This is a genomic window from Yersinia aldovae 670-83, from assembly GCF_000834395.1.
Taxonomy (GTDB): Bacteria; Pseudomonadota; Gammaproteobacteria; order Enterobacterales; family Enterobacteriaceae; genus Yersinia; species Yersinia aldovae.
The window spans coordinates 140489-158714 of sequence record NZ_CP009781.1; the positions used below are offsets into that span (position 1 = coordinate 140489).

The following is an 18226-nucleotide window of genomic DNA, read 5'->3' on the forward strand; positions in this document are numbered from 1 at the left end:
ATATCCACCGCAGGGGTGTTCAGCATGTTTGTCCCATTTCTTATTATGTTTCGTGAAGGGCTGGAAGCCGCGCTGATTGTTAGCCTGATCGCCAGTTACCTTAAACGTACTCAACGCGGTCAATGGATGGGCGCTGTATGGATTGGTGTCGTGACAGCCGCAGTGCTTTGCCTGGCTATCGGCATTTTTATCAATGAAACCACCGGCGAGTTTCCGCAGAAACAGCAAGAGCTGTTTGAAGGTATTATTGCGATGGTGGCAGTTTGCATTTTAACTTATATGGTTTTCTGGATGCGCAAAGTATCCAGGTCAGTCAAAGTCCATCTGGAAGGGGCGATTGACCATGCATTAAGTTCTGGCCGTGGTCAGGGCTGGGCATTGGTGGCAATGGTCTTTTTTGCTGTGGCCCGTGAAGGGCTTGAGTCAGTTTTCTTCTTACTGGCAGCTTTCCAGCAGGATGTTGGAATTGGCGCACCGATCGGTGCAATACTGGGGCTGAGCTGCGCCATTCTGGTCGGTATGGCCATCTACTGGGGCGGTATTAAGCTGCACTTGGCTAAATTCTTTAAATGGACCAGTCTGTTTATCTTGTTTGTCGCTGCGGGTCTGGCTGCCGGGGCGATTAGAGCCTTCCATGAGGCAGGTTTGTGGAACCATTTCCAAGACATTGCTTTCAATCTGACGGCGGTACTTTCCACCCATTCACTGCTTGGCACCTTCCTTGAGGGCATGTTTGGCTATCAGGAAGCGCCGACAGTCAGTGAAGTCGCGGTTTACTCTATCTATCTGATTCCGGCATTGATTTTCTTTTTCCTTCCACCACGCACCACGGCGGCCTCAACCGCATCTGTTGCGCAGAAAACTAACCAATAATTCAGGGATTTTCACATGTCTAACCGGTTCTTCCGTCGCACTGCCTTACACGCCGCGTTGTTGGCTCTGCCTGCTGTGGCTATCAACGTACAAGCGGCTGATATTCCACAAGTTAAAATTACCGTTAATGATAAACAATGTGAACCAATGATGTTGTCTATTCCTGCCGGTAAAACCCAGTTTATTGTGCACAATGCCAGCCAAAAGGGGCTGGAGTGGGAAATCCTCAAAGGGGTGATGGTGGTTGAGGAGCGTGAGAATATCGCGCCGGGCTTTACCCAGAAAATGACCGCCAATTTGGAACCGGGTGAATACGATATGACGTGCGGCTTACTGAGCAATCCAAAAGGGACGCTGACCGTCACTGCGGTGGGCGATCACACGGCGGTAAAACCAGATGCGATGGCACTGGTTGGGCCGATTGCTGAGTATAAAGTCTATGTAACACAAGAAGTCGCTCAGTTGGTGACCCAAACCAAAGCTTTTACTGATGCAATCAAAAACGGTGATCTGGCATTGGCGCGCAAGTTGTATGCACCAACACGTCAGCACTATGAGCGTATTGAGCCGATCGCCGAATTGTTCTCAGATTTGGATGGTAGCATTGATGCCCGTGAAGACGATTTTGAGCAGAAAGCGGCTGATCCGAAATTTACCGGGTTCCACCGTTTAGAGAAAATCCTGTTTGGTGACAACACCACCAAAGGCGCGGATAAATTCGCCGACCAACTGTATCAGGACACGCGAGAACTGCAAAAACGTATTACTCACCTGACATTCGCACCGAACAAGGTGGTAGGTGGAGCCGCCGGTCTGATTGAGGAAGTTGCCGCCAGCAAAATTAGCGGTGAAGAAGACCGTTATAGCCGCACAGATTTGTGGGATTTTCAGGCTAACGTCGATGGCGCACAGAAAATTGTTAATCTGCTGCGGCCATTACTGGAAAAAGCCGATAAGCCGTTGTTGGATAAAATTGATGCCAACTTTAAAACGGTTGATAGCGTGCTGGCGAAATACCGTACCAAAGAGGGCTATGAATCCTACGAGAAGTTAACCGATGCTGACCGTAATGCCATGAAAGGGCCGATTACAGCGCTGGCGGAAGACCTGGCTCAACTGCGTGGTGTATTAGGTCTGGATTAAGGTTGGTTAAGATGAATAAGAAAACCGGCCCGCAATACGGGCCGTATCCACAGGATAATGGGGCGGCTTTGCCGTCCCGGCGGCGTTTACTGCTCGGTATGGGCATGATGAGTGGGGCATTGGCGCTCGGCGGGGCAAAAATAGCTCGCGCGGCGGATTGCACTGCACCCGAATCTGCACCCGCGCAAGATGAGCGCTGGCAGAAACACCCTTTTTACGGCCCGCATCAGGCTGGAGTATTAACCTCGCAGCAGGCGGCGATGATGCTGGTGGCTTTTGATGTTTTGGCCACAGACAAAGCGGCTCTGACGCGTTTATTCAAACTGCTGACTGAGCGACTGGCCTTTCTGACGCGTGGTGGTCATGCGCCCGCGGTAGATGCCAAGTTACCGCCGCTGGATTCCGGGATTATGGGGCCGGAAATTTATCCCGATAACCTGACCATCACGGTTTCTGTCGGTGACTCGTTGTTTGACGAGCGTTTTGGTTTACAGGGGCAAAAACCACTGCGGCTACAGAAAATGACCCGTTTTCCCAATGATTCACTGGATGCTGGTTTATGTCATGGTGATATCTTGCTACAAATCTGTGCCAACACCAATGAAACCGTCATTCATGCGCTGCGCGATATTATTAAGCACACGCCGGACTTACTTAGCGTGCGCTGGAAGCGCGAAGGCTTTATTTCTGCTCACGCAGCTCGCAGTAAAGGCAAAGAGACGCCGATCAACTTGTTGGGTTTTAAAGACGGTACTGCCAACCCTAAAACCAGCAATAAGCCGCTGATCAATCAAGTGGTCTGGGTTCAGAAAAATGCCGGAGAACCAGATTGGGCCGTGGGCGGTAGTTATCAGGCTGCACGGATTATTCGCTTTAAAGTTGAGTTTTGGGACCGTACGCCATTACAGGAGCAGCAAACCATTTTTGGCCGCGATAAGCACAGCGGCGCGCCATTGGGGATGGTTTATGAACATGATGAGCCAGATTATGCCCAAGACCCTGACGGCAAAGTCATTAAAATGGATGCGCATATTCGTTTGGCAAACCCACGGACGGCAGAAACCCAGAATAACCTGATGTTACGTCGTGGTTACAGTTACTCATTAGGCGTTTCAAATTCGGGACAACTGGATATGGGGTTGTTGTTTATCTGCTACCAGTCTGATTTGGAGAAAGCATTCCTGGCGGTGCAAAACCGCCTCAATGGTGAGGCGCTGGAAGAGTATGTTAAACCGATCGGCGGGGGATACTTCTTCGTCTTACCGGGTGTGGTGGATGCCAACCACTATTTAGCACAAAGGCTACTTGAATCCTGAGCTTGAAATCAAGCACCACTTTAGTGGTGCTTTTCATGATAATTCAACGGGTTAATTTAGCGGTGATCTTCGCCACATGTTCGCCCTGGAAACGGGCGATGGCGAGTTCCTCAGCGCTTGGCTGGCGAGAACCATCACCACCTGCAATCGTGGTAGCCCCGTAAGGAGTGCCGCCGCGCGTCTGCGAAACATCGAACAATTCTTTAGCGCCATAGCCGATAGGCACAATAATAAAACCGTGGTGTGCCAGTGTCGTCCAGGTGGAGGTAATAGTGTGTTCCTGGCCACCGCCAGTACCGGTTGAGGCAAATACGCTGGCGACTTTACCGAACAATGCGCCAGACGCCCATAAGCCACCGGTTTGGTCAAGAAAAGTGCGCATCTGCCCGGCCATATTACCAAAGCGGGTTGGGGTGCCGAAAATGATACCATCGTAGTCAGCCAGTTCCTTTGGGGTGGCGACTGGCGCTTGTTGGTGGGTTTTACCGCCTGCATTCGCGAAAGCCTCCGGTGGCATGGTTTCCGGCACCCGCTTGATGGTCACTTCAACGCCGCTGACTTTTTTTGCACCCTCGGCAATGGCCCCGGCCAGTGTTTCGATATGCCCATACATGGAATAGTAAAGCACTAAAATTTTCGCCATCTCGCGATACTCCAATCAGATTTATTGAATAATGCTGATGATGTCATCATAGTTGCTGTTAATGACACCTATTAACCATACGCCAATACGCCCAGGCTGCAACTTTAGCTGTACCCAAAATTAGCCCTTTAGCGGCTGTTTTTAAAGGTATCTCCACCGCTGTTGTTCTTTCACAATAATAGGGTGAGCTGTGGTTAATACTATTCCTGATAGCTAAATGCTACTTGCTTAATATGTATTGAGTTTGGTGTCGGTTAATGCTGTTAGAGGTTAGCTAATTGATCGCTAATAGGCATATAGCTAAGGGCTACATCTTGTTATGGTTATAAAAGAGATCGGATACAAAAAACTGTGTTTAACGCTGTTTGGTTAGCAAAACAGGCGTCAGAGAAACGCTGACGCCGTAACATTTAATGATTATTACTATCGTACAAACGGGTTCTGCGTTTCTTTAAAATAAAATAACCGATGCTCAGAATGACAAACCACAGCGGCGTTACAATCAGGGCCTGGCGGGTATCACTTTCAAGGGTTAATAGCACCAATACAAAGGCGAAGAATGCCATGCAGAGCCAAGACATAAAAATCCCCGCGGGCATTTTGTAGATGGATTTTTTATGTAACGCAGGGCGTCTTTTGCGATACACCAAATAAGAGCAAAGGATGATGGTCCAGACGAACATAAACAGAATTGCCGAAACGGTGGTGACCAACGTAAATACGGTCATCACGTTCGGAATGAGATAAATCAGTACCACGCCGCCCAACAAGCAGATACACGAAAATGTCAGGCCGGAGGCGGGAACCGAGCGACGTGATAATTTACCAAACTGCTTTGGTGCATCACCTTCTTTTGCCAAACCGAACAACATACGGCTGGTGGAGAACACACCGCTGTTAGCTGAGGATGCCGCAGAAGTTAAAACCACAAAGTTAATTACGCTCGCCGCTGCGGGCAGTCCAACCAGAACGAACAACTCGACAAACGGGCTTTTATCCGCAACAACAGAACCCCACGGCGTTACCGACATAATCATAATCAATGAGAAAACATAGAACATAATAATGCGGATAGGGATGGAATTGATTGCGCGTGGTAATACCACTTCAGGATCTTTGGTTTCCGCGGCGGTAGTCCCAACTAATTCAATACCCACAAAGGCAAAAACAGCAATCTGGAAACCAGCAAAGAAGCCGCTGATGCCTTTCGGGAACATTCCGCCATCATTCCATAAATGCGTAAATGATGCGGTTACCCCCGATGGTGACTGATAACTCATTAATACCATGGTCAAGCCGGCAAAAATCAGAGCGACAATTGCCACAATTTTGATCATGGCAAACCAGAACTCCATTTCGCCGAACATTTTTACGGTTGCCAAATTCAACGACAGCAGTAGTAAAACGACTAATAATGAGGCCACCCATTGGGAGAATCCAGGGAACCAGAACTGCGCATAAGCGGTAATGGCGACAACATCGGCAATGCCGGTGATGACCCAACAAAACCAATATGTCCAGCCCGTGAAAAAACCGGCCCAGGGGCCAAGCAGGTCGGCGGCAAAGTCACTGAATGATTTATATTTTAAATTCGAGAGCAGCAGTTCACCCATTGCCCGCATCACGAAGAACAACATAAAACCGATTATCATATAAACGAATATAATAGACGGCCCGGCAAGGCTGATGGTTTTGCCTGATCCCATAAACAACCCGGTACCTATGGCACCGCCAATAGCAATCAATTGGATATGGCGGTTGGAGAGACTCCGTTGCAGGTGCTCTTCAGGTTCCGGCAACGATTCTGCCACTATCTTGGATTGGTCTACCATCTTTCCCATTCCCTCTTCCTGTATTGGTGAGATTTTTGAGCTCTATGCTGGCTCTTTGGTCTTAACTTGTCTGTCTGGTTTTTCTATGCATTTTTAATAAATTGCCAATCATTTAATATCTTCGTAACAATAATTGCACAATACTCTCGGTTTTCCACTGTTTATATTTCATCCGCTGGATTTTGTTAAGTTCATCACAGTATAAGGAATTACAACATGAACTTACATAACTAACAATAAACGCAAATACTAGATGAATAATTAATCCATCGCAGTAGATATAACACCGTACAAAAAATAAAAATCCGATGAAAGGTTTGACAGCAGGGGCTAACAGGAGAATAATTATCCCCGTTGGGTCGTTAGCTCAGTTGGTAGAGCAGTTGACTCTTAATCAATTGGTCGCAGGTTCGAACCCTGCACGACCCACCAACAAAATCAATCACTTAGATCGCATTAAATATATCTTGATTATATTCTCGTGCCATATTCGTGCCATTAAGATTTAATATTCCGTCTATTTGTTTCGCATGTTGAGTTAAATGAATTGGTGAAAGGTGTGCATACCTTCTCACCATTTCAATACTTTCCCATCCTCCCCTTTTTTATAATGCAGAAATAGTCATTCTGGATTGAATTCGCCCGTCCTCTCATGTATGTCTTAAGTTGTAACTATTTGGACTCTTTTAAATCCAGCCTCCTAAATCTTATTTGCGTCAACTACCATTTTTCTTATTTTAGGTGCTAATTTTCCTATAGCGCTCACACGGATGACAGGTGAAAAAAGAACTCTCAATTGAGTTTCCTAAGTCGTTCCCTCAAAACTACAGGCTTGGTAATCTAACGTGGTATAATCCTATTTTTACGGAAAAATCATGCTGACCAACTCATCCATTCGCCTTAACAAGTACATTAGCGAGAGCGGCATCTGTTCTCGTCGCGATGCTGATCGTTACATCGAACAAGGAAATGTTTTTATTAACGGCAAACGGGCCGCGGTTGGCGATCAGGTATATGTCGGGAATGTGGTGAAAGTTAACGGTCAGCTTATTGAACCACGTGACGAAAATGATTTGGTATTGATCGCGCTGAATAAACCGGTTGGTATTATAAGCACCACGGAAGAGGGTGAATCCGATAACATCGTAGATTTCGTTAACCATAGTAAACGAGTCTTTCCTATCGGGCGTTTGGATAAAGACTCGCAGGGGCTAATTCTTCTGACTAATCACGGCGATTTGGTCAACAAGATCCTGCGAGCAGGGAATGATCACGAAAAAGAGTATGTAGTGACTGTCAACAAGCCGGTGACTGACGAGTTTATTGTCGGCCTGGCGGCTGGCGTGCCGATGATGGGGACGGTGACAAAAAAGTGCAAAGTGAAGAAAGTCGCACCCTTTGTATTTAATATTACGTTGGTACAAGGCCTCAATCGTCAAATTCGCCGCATGTGTAAACATTTTGGCTATGAAGTCACTAAACTTGAACGCACCCGCATTATGAACGTTACCCTGAAAGGCCTGCCACAGGGTGAGTGGCGAGATTTGCTGGATGATGAGCTAATCGAATTATTTAAGCTGATTGAGAACTCGTCATCCGACGAAAAACCGGTAAAAAAAACGCAGGCGAAGCCCGTTGCAGTTAAAAAACCGAGCACTAGTGGTCCCAAAAAGGCCGAAAAATCTGACGGGATTTCTGCGTCTCGCAAGCGCTTTGCTCAGCCTGGACGTAAGAAAAAAGGGCGCTAAACTTGAGTGAGTTTGATATTTGAATTGTAATTAACGATATGATTCATAATATATTTAAATATAGACTAAGCCAGAGTGCAGTTAATCAGTGCATTTTTACCGTTTTGCGCGCAGACGTGTGTAGCTGTAGTGTTTATGTGAGTAACCGTATTTATCTGATAATATCAGTCACTGACATGAAGTCGATGTCACCATTATCCGGGCAATAACGAATTATTACTGGAAAGCTAACACTCAGATATCTGGCCAAATGATCGCTTGTGCTGTGATGATGACCTTTTTTTCTGCGTCATAAGCGATTGACGGTGAGCCATATAGCACATAGCCAATTTGTAATTGTTCCGATACACGTTTACAAAATGATGCGTCGTCTGACCCAGTAATAAGTCTGTATGCCGGTAATCCATCCGGAGGTGTATTGTTCATTTTATTGCCCTTGGATTAAGGTTTCGAGGGAGTCTGTTTTGACATGTTTTCTCTGGCGGCCTCTTTGGCCTCTTCAGCTAACTGCTCTATTTGTTTATCCGTAAGCTGCCCTGACGCTTTGTGGATCTTAGCCAAACCTTCGTTGACAGTTGTCTCTTTGCTCTTTTCTTCAGTCATAATAAGATTCCTATGCAGGATAATTTACCAGTTTATACTATAGGTCATATAGCCTGGATAGAATGGTTTTTTATGCAACTTGTACCTTTCAGTGATACTGAGTGCGCTGGCGATAAGGTAAACAGTAAAATTTAATCTCCAGGGAGTTAACCTCCCTAAATTTGGATGTTTAATTTTAAGTGGTTTAATGAATATAGTGTTTATTTTTATTCAGGTTTCTTAGCAGATATCAAGAATATCATTGGTCGTTCTTTTTCCTCATCTAAAGCAGGGCAGTTCGCAATTTGTTGCATTGTTGGCCCCCATTCCTCGACATGTGTAATAATAAACCCAGTATTGATTAATAGATTTATATAGGATCCTAATGTCCGGTGTTGTTTAACGACACCGTCGGTAAGCCAGTTTGTTATCCTCTCACCTTCAACTTGATAGTTATTTATGGGCCATGATTTTTGTCCATCGCTGGCGATTAACCAGCCAGGTTGTTTTGGCGCAGTATATATAGGATGTTCTGCGGAAAAAACAAAGTTTCCGCTTGGTACTAACGACTGATAAATTGTTTTTAACAAGGTTGGTAGTGCTTTGATATAATGTAGTGTCAGTGAGCTGTAGGCTAAATGATATTCCTTTGTCGGTAAATATAAGTTTTCTAAATCTTCCTGCCGATAAATAATGGATTCGTCAGAGGTTAATTCTTTCGCTCGGCTTAACATTCTCTCCGAGATATCCAGCCCCAGAGTTTCACTTGCCCCTTGTTTGCTTGCATAGCGACAGAACCATCCATAGCCACAACCTAGATCAACCACTTTCCTACCGGCGAGGCATGGAAGCATTTTACGAATCATCGGCCATTCAGGAGCACCATCCAGACCATGTACTGAGCGATTGAGTTTGGCATAGCCAGCAAAGAAAATTTTATTATCATAAATATTTTGTGCCATTCATTTTATCCTTTGAAACGCTTGACTGTTGTTCTAATAAAGAGCAATTCTAGTTTAACATTTCTACAATGCTATTCAATAACACGACGGGGTCAGAAGGGGAGTAAGTAGACTACTTATCAGCTAACAGTCTTAGATGGCGGCTAGCTGCTGTGAATATTATCTTAATCAACAATAAAGAGTTTAGCGCCGGAAACTGTCGAGGAACGATGTGCTTCAGCATTATCTGCAACTTGATAACTCATACCGCTTTTTAATATAAAAATACGGCCATCATCGAGTTCTGTGCTTAACTCGCCTGACATACACAGCAGAATATGTCCCTTTAAACACCAGTGGTTAGCAATATATCCCGCGCTGTATTCAACCATTCTGACACGGATGTTACCAAAAGTTCTGGTTCTCCAATAGGCTATTCCTTTCTCTCCTTGATGTTCTATTTTTTCTATTTCGTCCCAATCAGTGATGCCAAATGGTATATCCATAATATTCATTTCAATCGCCAGGTTCTAGAGGTAAATGTCTGTATTCACATTAACGTAATATAAAAAATAAAACACGGCATATTACTTATTGATAGTTCAACTTTTGCAAAGTGGGCCATACTATGGGGTATATGGTAAATTGGAGCTATTAAGTCTATGAAGAATCCCACAATTATCCAGTTCTTCCATTGGTACTATCCTGACGGCGGTAAGTTATGGCACGAGGTTAGTGAACGCGCAGAACATCTTAGTCATATTGGCATCAACTTTGTCTGGCTGCCACCGGCCTATAAAGGGGCTTCCGGTGGTTATTCTGTAGGATATGATACCTATGACTTGTTCGATCTGGGTGAATTTGATCAAAAAGGAACGAAAGCAACTAAATACGGTGATAAGGAAGGGTTATTGAATGCTATTCATCATTTGAAAGAAAGAGATATAAAGGTTCTCTTTGATGTCGTATTCAATCATAAGATGGGTGCTGATGAAAAAGAGCAAGTGAGTGTTCGTAAAGTTAATCCTGAAAATCGTAATGAAATAGATGATGAAGTTATCGAAGCTTTAGGCTATACGCGCTTTACTTTTCCTGGACGTAAGGGGACATATTCATCTTTTATTTGGGATCATAAATGTTTTACCGGTATTGATTGTATTGAAGCACCATCAGATGAAGGGGTTTTTAAGATTTTAAATGATTATAGTCATGAAGGTTGGAATACAGAAGTTGATGACGAATTAGGGAATTTTGACTATCTGATGGGCGCTGATATTGAGTTTCGTAACACGGCCGTTTCGGGCGAGCTAAAATATTGGGCCGAATGGCTATTAGATTCTGTACCGATCGATGGTTTTCGTTTGGATGCAGTGAAACATATTCCCGCTTGGTTTTTCAAAGAGTGGGTAGATTATATACAGAGTAAGACCGATCAGAATTTACTGATTATTGCCGAGTATTGGTCACCGGATATAGGGAGATTGCAGCAATATATTGACCAAGTAGAAGGCAAGCTGATGTTATTTGATGTTGCTTTGCATCACAAATTTCATGAAGCCTCGAAGCAAGGCGAGGAATATGATCTGACTCAAATATTCAATGACACATTAGTTGAGGTGGACCCGTTTCATAGCATAACGCTAGTGGCTAATCACGATACTCAGCCATTACAAGCGTTAGAAGCACCCGTTGAACCGTGGTTTAAACCCTTAGCTTATGCATTAATTTTAATTCGGGAACAAGGGATTCCGTGCGTTTTTTATCCTGATCTTTTTGGTGCAACCTATGAAGATACAGGGGATGATGGTAATACTCATCAAATCGAAATGCCGATTATTGCCGGGCTGGAGAAGTTAATTCAAGCCAGACAGCGCTTTGCTCATGGGGCGCAAACAGACTATTTTGATGACAAGAATTGTATTGCTTTTGTTCGTTCTGGTACGGAAGAGGAATCTGGTTGTGTCGTCATTCTTTCAAATGGTGCAGAGAATAAAAAGACAATTAATCTTGGCGAGGGGGTTAGAAATAAAGAGTTTGTGGATTATCTTAGTAATCAGCATATTATTATTACTACCGACGATAATGGTACGGCAGCATTTCCAGTGAGTGGTGGCAGTGTTAGCGTATGGGTACATAAAGAGGTCTTGTAGCCAGTTGCCAGTATCTACGGCATTAATAGCTGAAAAGGTTATCTAACAATTTAGGCGGTTGACATGGTATTTGCCATTCTTTGGTTTGCTATAGCGGGGCTAAGTGAGTATTTGGTGTGGGGATATCCTCTATTGGCTTTATCGTTGGCGCTATTTTTTGTGACTCTTGGCGGCTATTGGATTTACAGAATCAGGAAAATTCAGGTAAGTGATAAACTTTCAGAGGAAATCAGAAGAAAGTCTATTAGCAATCTGAATCTTAGTTTTTCAGTAGCGATGCTGGCGATCCATGCACTGATCTTACTGCTTGTCCGTTGATTCAATATTTCTATATGTGGCGTGACTTACGGCGGTAGTACCATTGTTCTCTACTCAATATAAACATCCATCTGGTAATAAGCCAATACATAACAGAGCGATACAATGCGTTAAGTCGCTGCTCAATACTTATCCTGAACACTCATAAAAACAGGCTGCCGATGAGATATATTTCAATAAAAAATAGTGAAATTTTCATATGTGGCAGCATGAAAGTATGACATGTTGTCTCTTAGCAACTATTGACGGTAGCCATTTTTAATTTGAGCAACGGTATTGGCAAAAACTTCAGCTTGAGCAGAGTCTTCAATATCAGAGATAGAACGTTCGATATTTAAGATAACTTTCCCAGCATCGGCTTGACCGATCGCTTTCAGCAGCAAAGTTACTGTTGCCTTCAGACATGCAACTTCGTTTGCTAAAATTTCTGGGTCAGCAGAAGTGGTGAAGTCCGGATTACTCATTTTTTCTCCTGAAGGGGTAGTTGGCCTGCGAACAAAGTGATAAGAGTAAACCCAGTATCGCAGTAAACATTCGCGGCGTTATTAAACAGTTATACGATTATATCATAGAGTGATGGATAACTTTGATACTGCGAACGTGAATCTTTAATTTTTTGTCTAAAACTCTTTACCTCATTGCCCTGAGGCGGCCATTTTAGTGCATGAATCCTGACCTTTATGATGTACGTATTTTCATCAAGTTAATTTTGTTCATAAAAAACATATCGGTACTTATTGATAAACTAATTGTGTTAAAAATTACTTATTTACAAAATGAATAAATGATGAGTGGCACATATACAAAACCAAGAGTAATTCCTATTTTTATGATGTTCTATCCTTATTTGTATCAATGTGTTGTATTTTTTTTACAAAAAAATTAACTTAGTCTTGGCAAGACATTATTTCGTGCAAAGATAAGTGCGTGATACCGAGAAAAATCTTAAAAATACTTTTCTTTTTTATCATGCCATTAGCTGATAAGCATGTGTTTCTATGTACATAGTAAAAATGATGATAAAAATAATATCTGTCAAACTATATAGATATGAATTTGCAATTATTCTGTATTCATTCTTTGGCTGAAAACAAGTAATATCATTGTCGTAAACAAAGCGTGATTAGGTTACTCCCTTATTTTTGGAGAATTTTCTTTGATTAGCGTTCTTCTTGTTGATGACCACGAACTGGTGCGCGCAGGGATCCGACGCATTCTTGAAGATATCAAGGGTATCAAAGTAGCGGGTGAGATGCAGTGTGGTGAAGATGCGGTAAAATGGTGTCGTAGCCATGTTGTTGATATCGTTTTGATGGATATGAATATGCCTGGTATCGGCGGGCTGGAAGCGACGCGCAAAATTTTGCGTTTCTCTCCAGATACCAAGGTTATCATGCTGACTATTCATACCGAGAATCCCTTGCCTGCAAAGGTTATGCAAGCTGGTGCAGGAGGTTATCTCAGTAAAGGTGCTGCACCTCAAGATGTGGTTGCTGCTATCCGTGCGGTTCATTCAGGGCAACGCTATATTGCTTCGGATATCGCGCAGCAGATGGCGCTTGGTCAGTTAGAACCGCCCGCCGAAACGCCTTTTAGCTGCTTGTCAGAGCGCGAGCTGCAAATTATGCTAATGATAACCAAAGGACAAAAGGTAAATGAGATATCAGAACAACTTCATTTGAGCCCGAAAACGGTTAACAGCTATCGCTACCGGATGTTTAGCAAGCTTAATATTAGTGGTGATGTTGAACTGACCCATTTGGCGATTCGTCATGGCCTGTTCAACGCGGAGACGTTATCTAATAGTGACTGATTGTTTTGATTCTAAAGAGTTTTTAAAAACTGTTACTAGCCAGCCTGGTGTTTATCGTATGTACGATAAGGCGGGAACAGTTATTTACGTCGGTAAAGCAAAAGATCTCAAAAAACGTCTGACCAGCTATTTTCGCGTGCAGGTTGCGAGCCGTAAAACAGAGACACTAGTTAAGAATATTGCTCAGATTGACGTTACAGTCACTCATACCGAAACGGAAGCATTGCTGCTTGAGCATAACTATATCAAGCTTTATCAGCCACGTTACAATGTGCTGTTACGTGATGATAAGTCCTATCCGCTTATTTTTTTAAGTGCGGATGCTCACCCACGCCTAACTATCCATCGTGGTGCAAAACATGAGAAAGGGGAGTATTTCGGCCCATTTCCTAATTCCTATGCTGTACGCGAAACCTTAGCATTATTGCAAAGGCTTTTTCCGGTCAGGCAGTGTGAAAATAGCGTTTATCGCAATCGTTCGCGGCCTTGCCTGCAATATCAGATTGGCCGTTGTTCCGGGCCATGCGTGTCAGGGTTGGTGAGCGATGAGGAGTACCAACGGCAGGTAGATTATGTTCGCCTATTCCTGTTGGGCAAAGATCAGCAAGTTTTGACGCAGCTAATTTCTCGCATGGAGGAAGCCAGCCGATTGCTTCACTTTGAAGATGCGGCGCATATTCGCGATCAGATCCAGGCAGTACGGCGGGTTACTGAGCAGCAATTTGTTTCCGGTGATAGTGAAGACCTTGACGTTATTGGTGTGGCATTTGATGCGGGTTTAGCCTGTGTTCATGTCCTATTTATCAGACAAGGAAAGGTTTTAGGTAGTCGTAGCTATTATCCTAAAGTACCTGCTGGTACGGAGTTAAACGAAGTCGTGCAAACATTTGTCGGGCAGTTTTACCTGCAAGGAAGTCAGATACGTACGTTACCGGGTGAAATTCTATTGGATTTCACTCTGGCAGAGAAAGAGCTGTTGGCAACCTCTCTTTCTGAGCTGGCAGGGCGGAAAATTCAGATTCAAAGTCGCCCGCGTGGTGATCGCGCTCGGTATCTCAAACTTGCGCGCACCAACGCTTCAACGGCTCTTGTAACTCGTTTATCGCAACAATCTACTATTCATCAACGCATGAAAGAACTGGCCAAAATTCTTAAGCTTGATGAAATTAATCGTATGGAATGTTTTGATATCAGCCATACAATGGGTGAGCAAACAGTTGCATCTTGTGTCGTATTTGATGCTAATGGTCCTGTACGTTCTGAATATAGGCGCTACAATATTAGTGGCATAACGCCCGGTGATGATTATGCTGCCATGTCACAGGTACTTAAACGTCGGTATGGTAAGGCATTAGATAGCAGCAAAATTCCTGATGTCATTTTTATTGACGGTGGGAAGGGGCAGTTGTCCCAGGCTTTTGATGTTTTTGCTTCACTTAATGTATCGTGGGATAAGCAAAAACCCCTACTGGTTGGGGTGGCGAAAGGCAGTGATCGTAAAGCGGGACTGGAAACGTTGTTCCTGGCAGCTGAAGGGGAAGGTTTTTCATTACCTCCTGATTCACCAGCACTGCACTTGATTCAGCATATTCGTGATGATTCGCATAATCATGCAATAACCGGGCATAGACAGCGCCGTTCGAAAGTAAAAAATACCAGTGCATTAGAAATGATTGAAGGGGTTGGCCCTAAACGGCGACAAATTTTGCTGAAATATATGGGCGGACTACAACCTTTACTTAATGCGAGCGTCGAGGAAATTGCAAAAGTGCCGAGTATTTCACAAGCATTGGCAGAAAAAATCTACAATGCATTGAAACACTGAAGCTAATGTTGCACCATACTCATAATATCCACACCAGCCAGATAGTTATCGTAGCATTATGCAATTGAATATACCGACTTGGCTTACCTTGTTCCGTGTTGTACTCATCCCATTCTTCGTTCTGGCATTTTATCTGCCGTTCGTTTGGGCTCCGATGGTTTGTGCCATCATATTCGTGTTTGCAGCAGCAACTGATTGGTTTGATGGCTTTTTAGCTCGTCGCTGGAAGCAAACAACCCGTTTCGGGGCTTTTCTTGACCCTGTTGCGGATAAAGTTATGGTGGCCATTGCGTTAGTATTGGTCGCCGAGCATTACCATGTCTGGTGGATTACATTACCGGCAGCCACGATGATCGCCCGTGAGATTATCATTTCATCACTCCGGGAGTGGATGGCTGAAATCGGAAAACGCAGTAGTGTTGCGGTTTCATGGATCGGTAAAGTAAAAACGACAGCTCAGATGGGGTCTTTGGTTGGGTTACTCTGGCGTCCAGACCATAACATTGAGCTTGCCAGTTTTGTTCTGCTTTACATCGCAGCAGTGCTAACATTCTGGTCAATGTTCCAATATTTGAACGCGGCCTGGAATGATTTGCTCGAACCTTGATCGAAGCGACGTAAAAAGCAGCAAACGAACGAATAAGTCAGATAATTTTATTGACTCATTGCGTCAGGTAAGTAGAATGCAACGCATCAGACGGCAGCAACGAAATGTCGAAAGATAACAAAAGAATCAGTAAGTTCTGATGTTGCGGGAATAGCTCAGTTGGTAGAGCACGACCTTGCCAAGGTCGGGGTCGCGAGTTCGAGTCTCGTTTCCCGCTCCAAATTAGTAGGTTGGCAATTAGCGGACCTCAGCTGTAAAGGCAAAGAAGAATAAGGCGCGTTGGCAGAGTGGCCATGCTACGGATTGCAAATCCGTCTACCTCGGTTCGACTCCGGGACGCGCCTCCAGTTTTCCAGAGCCCGGGTGGTGAAATCGGTAGACACAAGGGATTTAAAATCCCTCGGCTTATGGCTGTGCGGGTTCAAGTCCCGCCCCGGGCACCATGGAAAATATTCTAAGTAAAACAAAGTAGTATGAGTACGTCGTTAACCGCCGAGAGGCGGTTTTTTTGTGATCCAAATCTTATTTCACCATTACTTCACCATTGGTTTTCACCATATTCCTGCCCTTCAGTGGTGGTTTCACCATTCAGTTTCATCATGTTATTGCTCTTCCTCTTGCCCTCCGACGACTGGCACTACCGTGACTTTTCTGTCATACCTTGCCGTTTGCGAGGCATTTTTATGTCCCGAAATAACCTGTTTGTCGTAGAGAGTCCCGGTGAGATCAGAGATACCTTTGGCTTTCAAATCGTGGAAGGTGAAATTGAAATCCAATTCAGGGTGTGACTCCTTTGCCGCTTTTCTGGCTTTACGCCACTGGCTATTAAAACCATCACGGGTGTACCGAATTCCACTTCTTTGATGGATGAGATAAACGCTACTTATTCCTGGTTTCAAGGGAAGGGTACCGGCCAGCGCAATCGCATTCTGCAATCGTCCTGTCCATGCCTTAATTTGCTTTACTCCCGTTTTTCCTTGCCTGATATATAGCCCCGCTTCTTTAATTTGGTCACGGCGTAACGAAAGGACGTCAGCTTGTCTTGCGAGACACAGATAGGCTATTTCCATGGCGATGCGGACAACGTCAGAGGCGAAAACATAGACAGCACTATATTCTTCATCAGTAATATATCGCTCTCTACTGACCTCCTTAAACTGCTTTACACCCGTGCAAGGATTCAATTTTACTTTTCCGCGTTCGTACCCCCAGCGGAAGACTCTCGACATGAAAGATTTTTCTCTGTTGGCTTGAATCCGACTTTTTATCCCCCGTTTATCCATGTACGTTCGAATATGCTCGGGTTTTATACTGTTGGATGACATTTTTCCAAATACAGCGATTATTTTTGATGAGTATTTGCGATAGTCTTTTTGTGTTTCACTCGCCAAATCACAGAAATCGCCTGACACCAAAAACTCTTTAATGAGGCCAGTGAATGTCGTGTCACTTTTCTGGCTGACCATTAATTTCTCGTAGGCTATCCATACATCGGCCTGGCTGGATCCAAAACTGCAAAGTCGGATTGTTCCACCATCGATGGCCCTGAACTCATAGGCTGACCTGCCTTTTCGAACACGAGGCGGCATCCAGTTGTCAGCGGGGTTTTTGCGTGGGCGAGCCATCAGATAGCGTCATAATCAGGTTGTTCATCAGACGCCACCTGAATGAGCTGACGCGATGACAGTGGATATTCTATATGTCCCCAGGTCGTGCTGGGCCTGCCATCTTTACGCACGATAAAAAAAATGCCATTTTCGCGTAAGCGTTCACATTGTTTTCTAGGTTGAACAAATCCGGTGATCTGTTCCAATTCAACGCGAGTTAATAATTTCCTATTTTGCTCGTTCATCGTATTTAGTCCATTAAAGGCCTGTTGTGCACAGGCCGTTGCTGAGTTATCTGACGGCTGTTTATTGGGTCTGATGCTTTGTTTTAGCCCATTCCATCGAATCCAATTTCGCTTCAGCTGATTTAGCTCGAGCCTCCAGCCTGATGATGATATCAATAAGCAAATTAACCACCTCACGACCCGATCCCGCGTCGTTTTCCACCGTTGCTGCAGCTTTGGCCAGGTTGTACCAATGGTGTTTTTCTTCTTCGAGTGTTTCCACTTGCTTTATCAGCTCAAGCACCGCTGTTGGGTTAGCCAGGCAAATAAAGTTTGCGTTAGCTTCGTTATTGCCAACGTTACATACCCATTCAGGTAGCGTGAATTCCGGGTTCCCTGTGCCATCACAGTGAGTCCACTTTATTGTGTCGCTGACGACCATCTGTGGATAACTGTTTTGCACCGACCAGGGACCTGGGGTAGCTAGTTGGGTTGCTTTTTTCAACTCTTCCATGTTTTTCATTACTCCTTCCTTGAGTTACTAATGTCATCAGATGACAGTTATTTATACTGTTTTGGCCACCTATGTTGCTGCATTAATCCT

General features: G+C 44.3%; 19 protein-coding genes, 4 tRNA genes and 1 pseudogene. 13 read left to right on the plus strand and 11 right to left on the minus strand.

Translation table 11 applies throughout. From position 1 onward, the window contains the following. The first annotated feature begins 24 nt into the window (after positions 1-24). Genes efeU through efeB form a run of 3 tightly spaced genes read left to right on the plus strand, consistent with a single transcriptional unit; the run spans position 25 to position 3332 of the window. Positions 25-873, plus strand: a complete 849-nt coding sequence (gene efeU, locus AT01_RS00615; protein WP_042545672.1) for an iron uptake transporter permease EfeU — start codon at positions 25-27, stop codon at positions 871-873. A gap of 15 nt (positions 874-888) precedes the next feature. Continuing rightward, positions 889-2016 (plus strand): iron uptake system protein EfeO, encoded by a 1128-nt coding sequence (gene efeO / locus AT01_RS00620; RefSeq protein ID WP_042545673.1) that lies wholly within the window; start codon positions 889-891, stop codon positions 2014-2016. An 11-nt stretch (positions 2017-2027) separates the two neighbouring features. Continuing rightward, positions 2028-3332: an iron uptake transporter deferrochelatase/peroxidase subunit gene (efeB, locus tag AT01_RS00625; RefSeq protein ID WP_042545674.1), complete on the plus strand. Its 1305-nt coding sequence runs from the start codon at positions 2028-2030 to the stop codon at positions 3330-3332. A gap of 43 nt (positions 3333-3375) precedes the next feature. Here the strand turns inward: efeB and wrbA are convergent, their stop codons facing one another. Both wrbA and cycA read right to left on the minus strand, forming a co-directional pair. Beyond that, positions 3376-3975: an NAD(P)H:quinone oxidoreductase gene (wrbA, locus tag AT01_RS00630; RefSeq protein ID WP_004700886.1), complete on the minus strand. Its 600-nt coding sequence runs from the start codon at positions 3973-3975 to the stop codon at positions 3376-3378. Between the two features lie 410 nt (positions 3976-4385). After that, positions 4386-5807: a D-serine/D-alanine/glycine transporter gene (gene cycA / locus AT01_RS00635; protein ID WP_004700884.1), complete on the minus strand. Its 1422-nt coding sequence runs from the start codon at positions 5805-5807 to the stop codon at positions 4386-4388. A 356-nt stretch (positions 5808-6163) separates the two neighbouring features. On the opposite strand from cycA, the gene AT01_RS00640 reads away from it, so the two are divergent. After that, positions 6164-6239: transfer RNA gene (locus AT01_RS00640), tRNA-Lys, on the plus strand. A gap of 14 nt (positions 6240-6253) precedes the next feature. Here the strand turns inward: AT01_RS00640 and AT01_RS22530 are convergent. Further along, a pseudogene (locus tag AT01_RS22530) lies at positions 6254-6406 on the minus strand (integrase); the annotation flags it as partial. Positions 6407-6682: 276 nt separating this feature from the next. On the opposite strand from AT01_RS22530, the gene rluF reads away from it, so the two are divergent. Next, a complete protein-coding gene (gene rluF / locus AT01_RS00645; protein WP_042545676.1) occupies positions 6683-7555 on the plus strand; it encodes a 23S rRNA pseudouridine(2604) synthase RluF in 873 nt (290 codons plus the stop codon). 234 nt (positions 7556-7789) lie between these two features. On the opposite strand, the gene AT01_RS00650 is transcribed toward rluF, so the two are convergent. From AT01_RS00650 to AT01_RS00660, 4 genes are all read right to left on the minus strand, one after another. Beyond that, on the minus strand, positions 7790-7981 hold the full coding sequence (locus tag AT01_RS00650) for a DUF1737 domain-containing protein (RefSeq protein ID WP_042545677.1): 192 nt from the start codon (positions 7979-7981) through the stop codon (positions 7790-7792). Positions 7982-7996: 15 nt separating this feature from the next. After that, positions 7997-8158, minus strand: a complete 162-nt coding sequence (locus tag AT01_RS22015) for a hypothetical protein (protein ID WP_167335162.1) — start codon at positions 8156-8158, stop codon at positions 7997-7999. 206 nt (positions 8159-8364) lie between these two features. Then, positions 8365-9099, minus strand: coding sequence for a class I SAM-dependent methyltransferase (locus AT01_RS00655; RefSeq protein ID WP_042545678.1), 735 nt, complete (start codon positions 9097-9099; stop codon positions 8365-8367). A gap of 164 nt (positions 9100-9263) precedes the next feature. Beyond that, a complete protein-coding gene (locus AT01_RS00660; protein WP_042545679.1) occupies positions 9264-9593 on the minus strand; it encodes a DHCW motif cupin fold protein in 330 nt (109 codons plus the stop codon). A 147-nt stretch (positions 9594-9740) separates the two neighbouring features. Here AT01_RS00660 and amyA point away from each other — a divergent pair, with 147 nt between their 5' ends. Together amyA and AT01_RS00670 are read left to right on the plus strand one after the other, a co-directional pair. Beyond that, positions 9741-11228 carry an alpha-amylase gene (gene amyA, locus AT01_RS00665; protein ID WP_042545680.1) on the plus strand — a complete coding sequence of 496 codons (1488 nt, stop codon included), beginning with the start codon at positions 9741-9743 and terminating at the stop codon, positions 11226-11228. 63 nt (positions 11229-11291) lie between these two features. Beyond that, positions 11292-11546: a hypothetical protein gene (locus tag AT01_RS00670; protein WP_042545681.1), complete on the plus strand. Its 255-nt coding sequence runs from the start codon at positions 11292-11294 to the stop codon at positions 11544-11546. A gap of 239 nt (positions 11547-11785) precedes the next feature. On the opposite strand, the gene AT01_RS00675 is transcribed toward AT01_RS00670, so the two are convergent. Beyond that, a complete protein-coding gene (locus AT01_RS00675; RefSeq protein WP_004705471.1) occupies positions 11786-12010 on the minus strand; it encodes a DUF2594 family protein in 225 nt (74 codons plus the stop codon). A 692-nt stretch (positions 12011-12702) separates the two neighbouring features. Between AT01_RS00675 and uvrY the strand changes: the two genes are divergently transcribed. From uvrY to AT01_RS00705, 6 genes are all read left to right on the plus strand, one after another. Beyond that, positions 12703-13359, plus strand: coding sequence for a UvrY/SirA/GacA family response regulator transcription factor (gene uvrY / locus AT01_RS00680; RefSeq protein ID WP_042545682.1), 657 nt, complete (start codon positions 12703-12705; stop codon positions 13357-13359). After that, the gene (uvrC, locus tag AT01_RS00685; protein ID WP_042545683.1) at positions 13352-15184 is read left to right on the plus strand and encodes an excinuclease ABC subunit UvrC; all 1833 of its coding nucleotides are present in this window, start codon (positions 13352-13354) and stop codon (positions 15182-15184) included. The genes uvrY and uvrC overlap by 8 nt, the downstream gene beginning before the upstream one ends. 58 nt (positions 15185-15242) lie before the next feature. Continuing rightward, positions 15243-15791 (plus strand): CDP-diacylglycerol--glycerol-3-phosphate 3-phosphatidyltransferase, encoded by a 549-nt coding sequence (gene pgsA / locus AT01_RS00690; RefSeq protein ID WP_005189490.1) that lies wholly within the window; start codon positions 15243-15245, stop codon positions 15789-15791. A gap of 144 nt (positions 15792-15935) precedes the next feature. Next, positions 15936-16011, plus strand: a tRNA-Gly gene (locus AT01_RS00695). Between the two features lie 53 nt (positions 16012-16064). Next, positions 16065-16138, plus strand: a tRNA-Cys gene (locus tag AT01_RS00700). A gap of 10 nt (positions 16139-16148) precedes the next feature. Then, positions 16149-16234: transfer RNA gene (locus AT01_RS00705), tRNA-Leu, on the plus strand. Between the two features lie 159 nt (positions 16235-16393). On the opposite strand, the gene AT01_RS00710 is transcribed toward AT01_RS00705, so the two are convergent. From AT01_RS00710 to AT01_RS00720, 3 genes are all read right to left on the minus strand, one after another. Continuing rightward, positions 16394-17416: a tyrosine-type recombinase/integrase gene (locus AT01_RS00710; protein WP_042545684.1), complete on the minus strand. Its 1023-nt coding sequence runs from the start codon at positions 17414-17416 to the stop codon at positions 16394-16396. Next, the gene (locus tag AT01_RS00715) at positions 17416-17643 is read right to left on the minus strand and encodes a DUF4224 domain-containing protein (RefSeq protein WP_042545685.1); all 228 of its coding nucleotides are present in this window, start codon (positions 17641-17643) and stop codon (positions 17416-17418) included. Before AT01_RS00715 ends, AT01_RS00710 begins: the two co-directional genes overlap by 1 nt. 61 nt (positions 17644-17704) lie before the next feature. Beyond that, positions 17705-18145: a hypothetical protein gene (locus tag AT01_RS00720; RefSeq protein WP_042545686.1), complete on the minus strand. Its 441-nt coding sequence runs from the start codon at positions 18143-18145 to the stop codon at positions 17705-17707. Positions 18146-18226: the final 81 nt, after the last annotated feature.

Coding starts and splice junctions, on each gene's coding strand:
- efeU (WP_042545672.1), top strand. CDS start 25: ATGTTTGTCCCATTTCTTATTATGTTTCGTGAAGGGCTGGAAGCCGCG.
- efeO (WP_042545673.1), top strand. CDS start 889: ATGTCTAACCGGTTCTTCCGTCGCACTGCCTTACACGCCGCGTTGTTG.
- efeB (WP_042545674.1), top strand. CDS start 2,028: ATGAATAAGAAAACCGGCCCGCAATACGGGCCGTATCCACAGGATAAT.
- wrbA (WP_004700886.1), bottom strand. CDS start 3,975: ATGGCGAAAATTTTAGTGCTTTACTATTCCATGTATGGGCATATCGAA.
- cycA (WP_004700884.1), bottom strand. CDS start 5,807: ATGGTAGACCAATCCAAGATAGTGGCAGAATCGTTGCCGGAACCTGAA.
- rluF (WP_042545676.1), top strand. CDS start 6,683: ATGCTGACCAACTCATCCATTCGCCTTAACAAGTACATTAGCGAGAGC.
- AT01_RS00650 (WP_042545677.1), bottom strand. CDS start 7,981: ATGAACAATACACCTCCGGATGGATTACCGGCATACAGACTTATTACT.
- AT01_RS22015 (WP_167335162.1), bottom strand. CDS start 8,158: ATGACTGAAGAAAAGAGCAAAGAGACAACTGTCAACGAAGGTTTGGCT.
- AT01_RS00655 (WP_042545678.1), bottom strand. CDS start 9,099: ATGGCACAAAATATTTATGATAATAAAATTTTCTTTGCTGGCTATGCC.
- AT01_RS00660 (WP_042545679.1), bottom strand. CDS start 9,593: ATGAATATTATGGATATACCATTTGGCATCACTGATTGGGACGAAATA.
- amyA (WP_042545680.1), top strand. CDS start 9,741: ATGAAGAATCCCACAATTATCCAGTTCTTCCATTGGTACTATCCTGAC.
- AT01_RS00670 (WP_042545681.1), top strand. CDS start 11,292: ATGGTATTTGCCATTCTTTGGTTTGCTATAGCGGGGCTAAGTGAGTAT.
- AT01_RS00675 (WP_004705471.1), bottom strand. CDS start 12,010: ATGAGTAATCCGGACTTCACCACTTCTGCTGACCCAGAAATTTTAGCA.
- pgsA (WP_005189490.1), top strand. CDS start 15,243: ATGCAATTGAATATACCGACTTGGCTTACCTTGTTCCGTGTTGTACTC.
- AT01_RS00710 (WP_042545684.1), bottom strand. CDS start 17,416: ATGGCTCGCCCACGCAAAAACCCCGCTGACAACTGGATGCCGCCTCGT.
- AT01_RS00715 (WP_042545685.1), bottom strand. CDS start 17,643: ATGAACGAGCAAAATAGGAAATTATTAACTCGCGTTGAATTGGAACAG.
- AT01_RS00720 (WP_042545686.1), bottom strand. CDS start 18,145: ATGAAAAACATGGAAGAGTTGAAAAAAGCAACCCAACTAGCTACCCCA.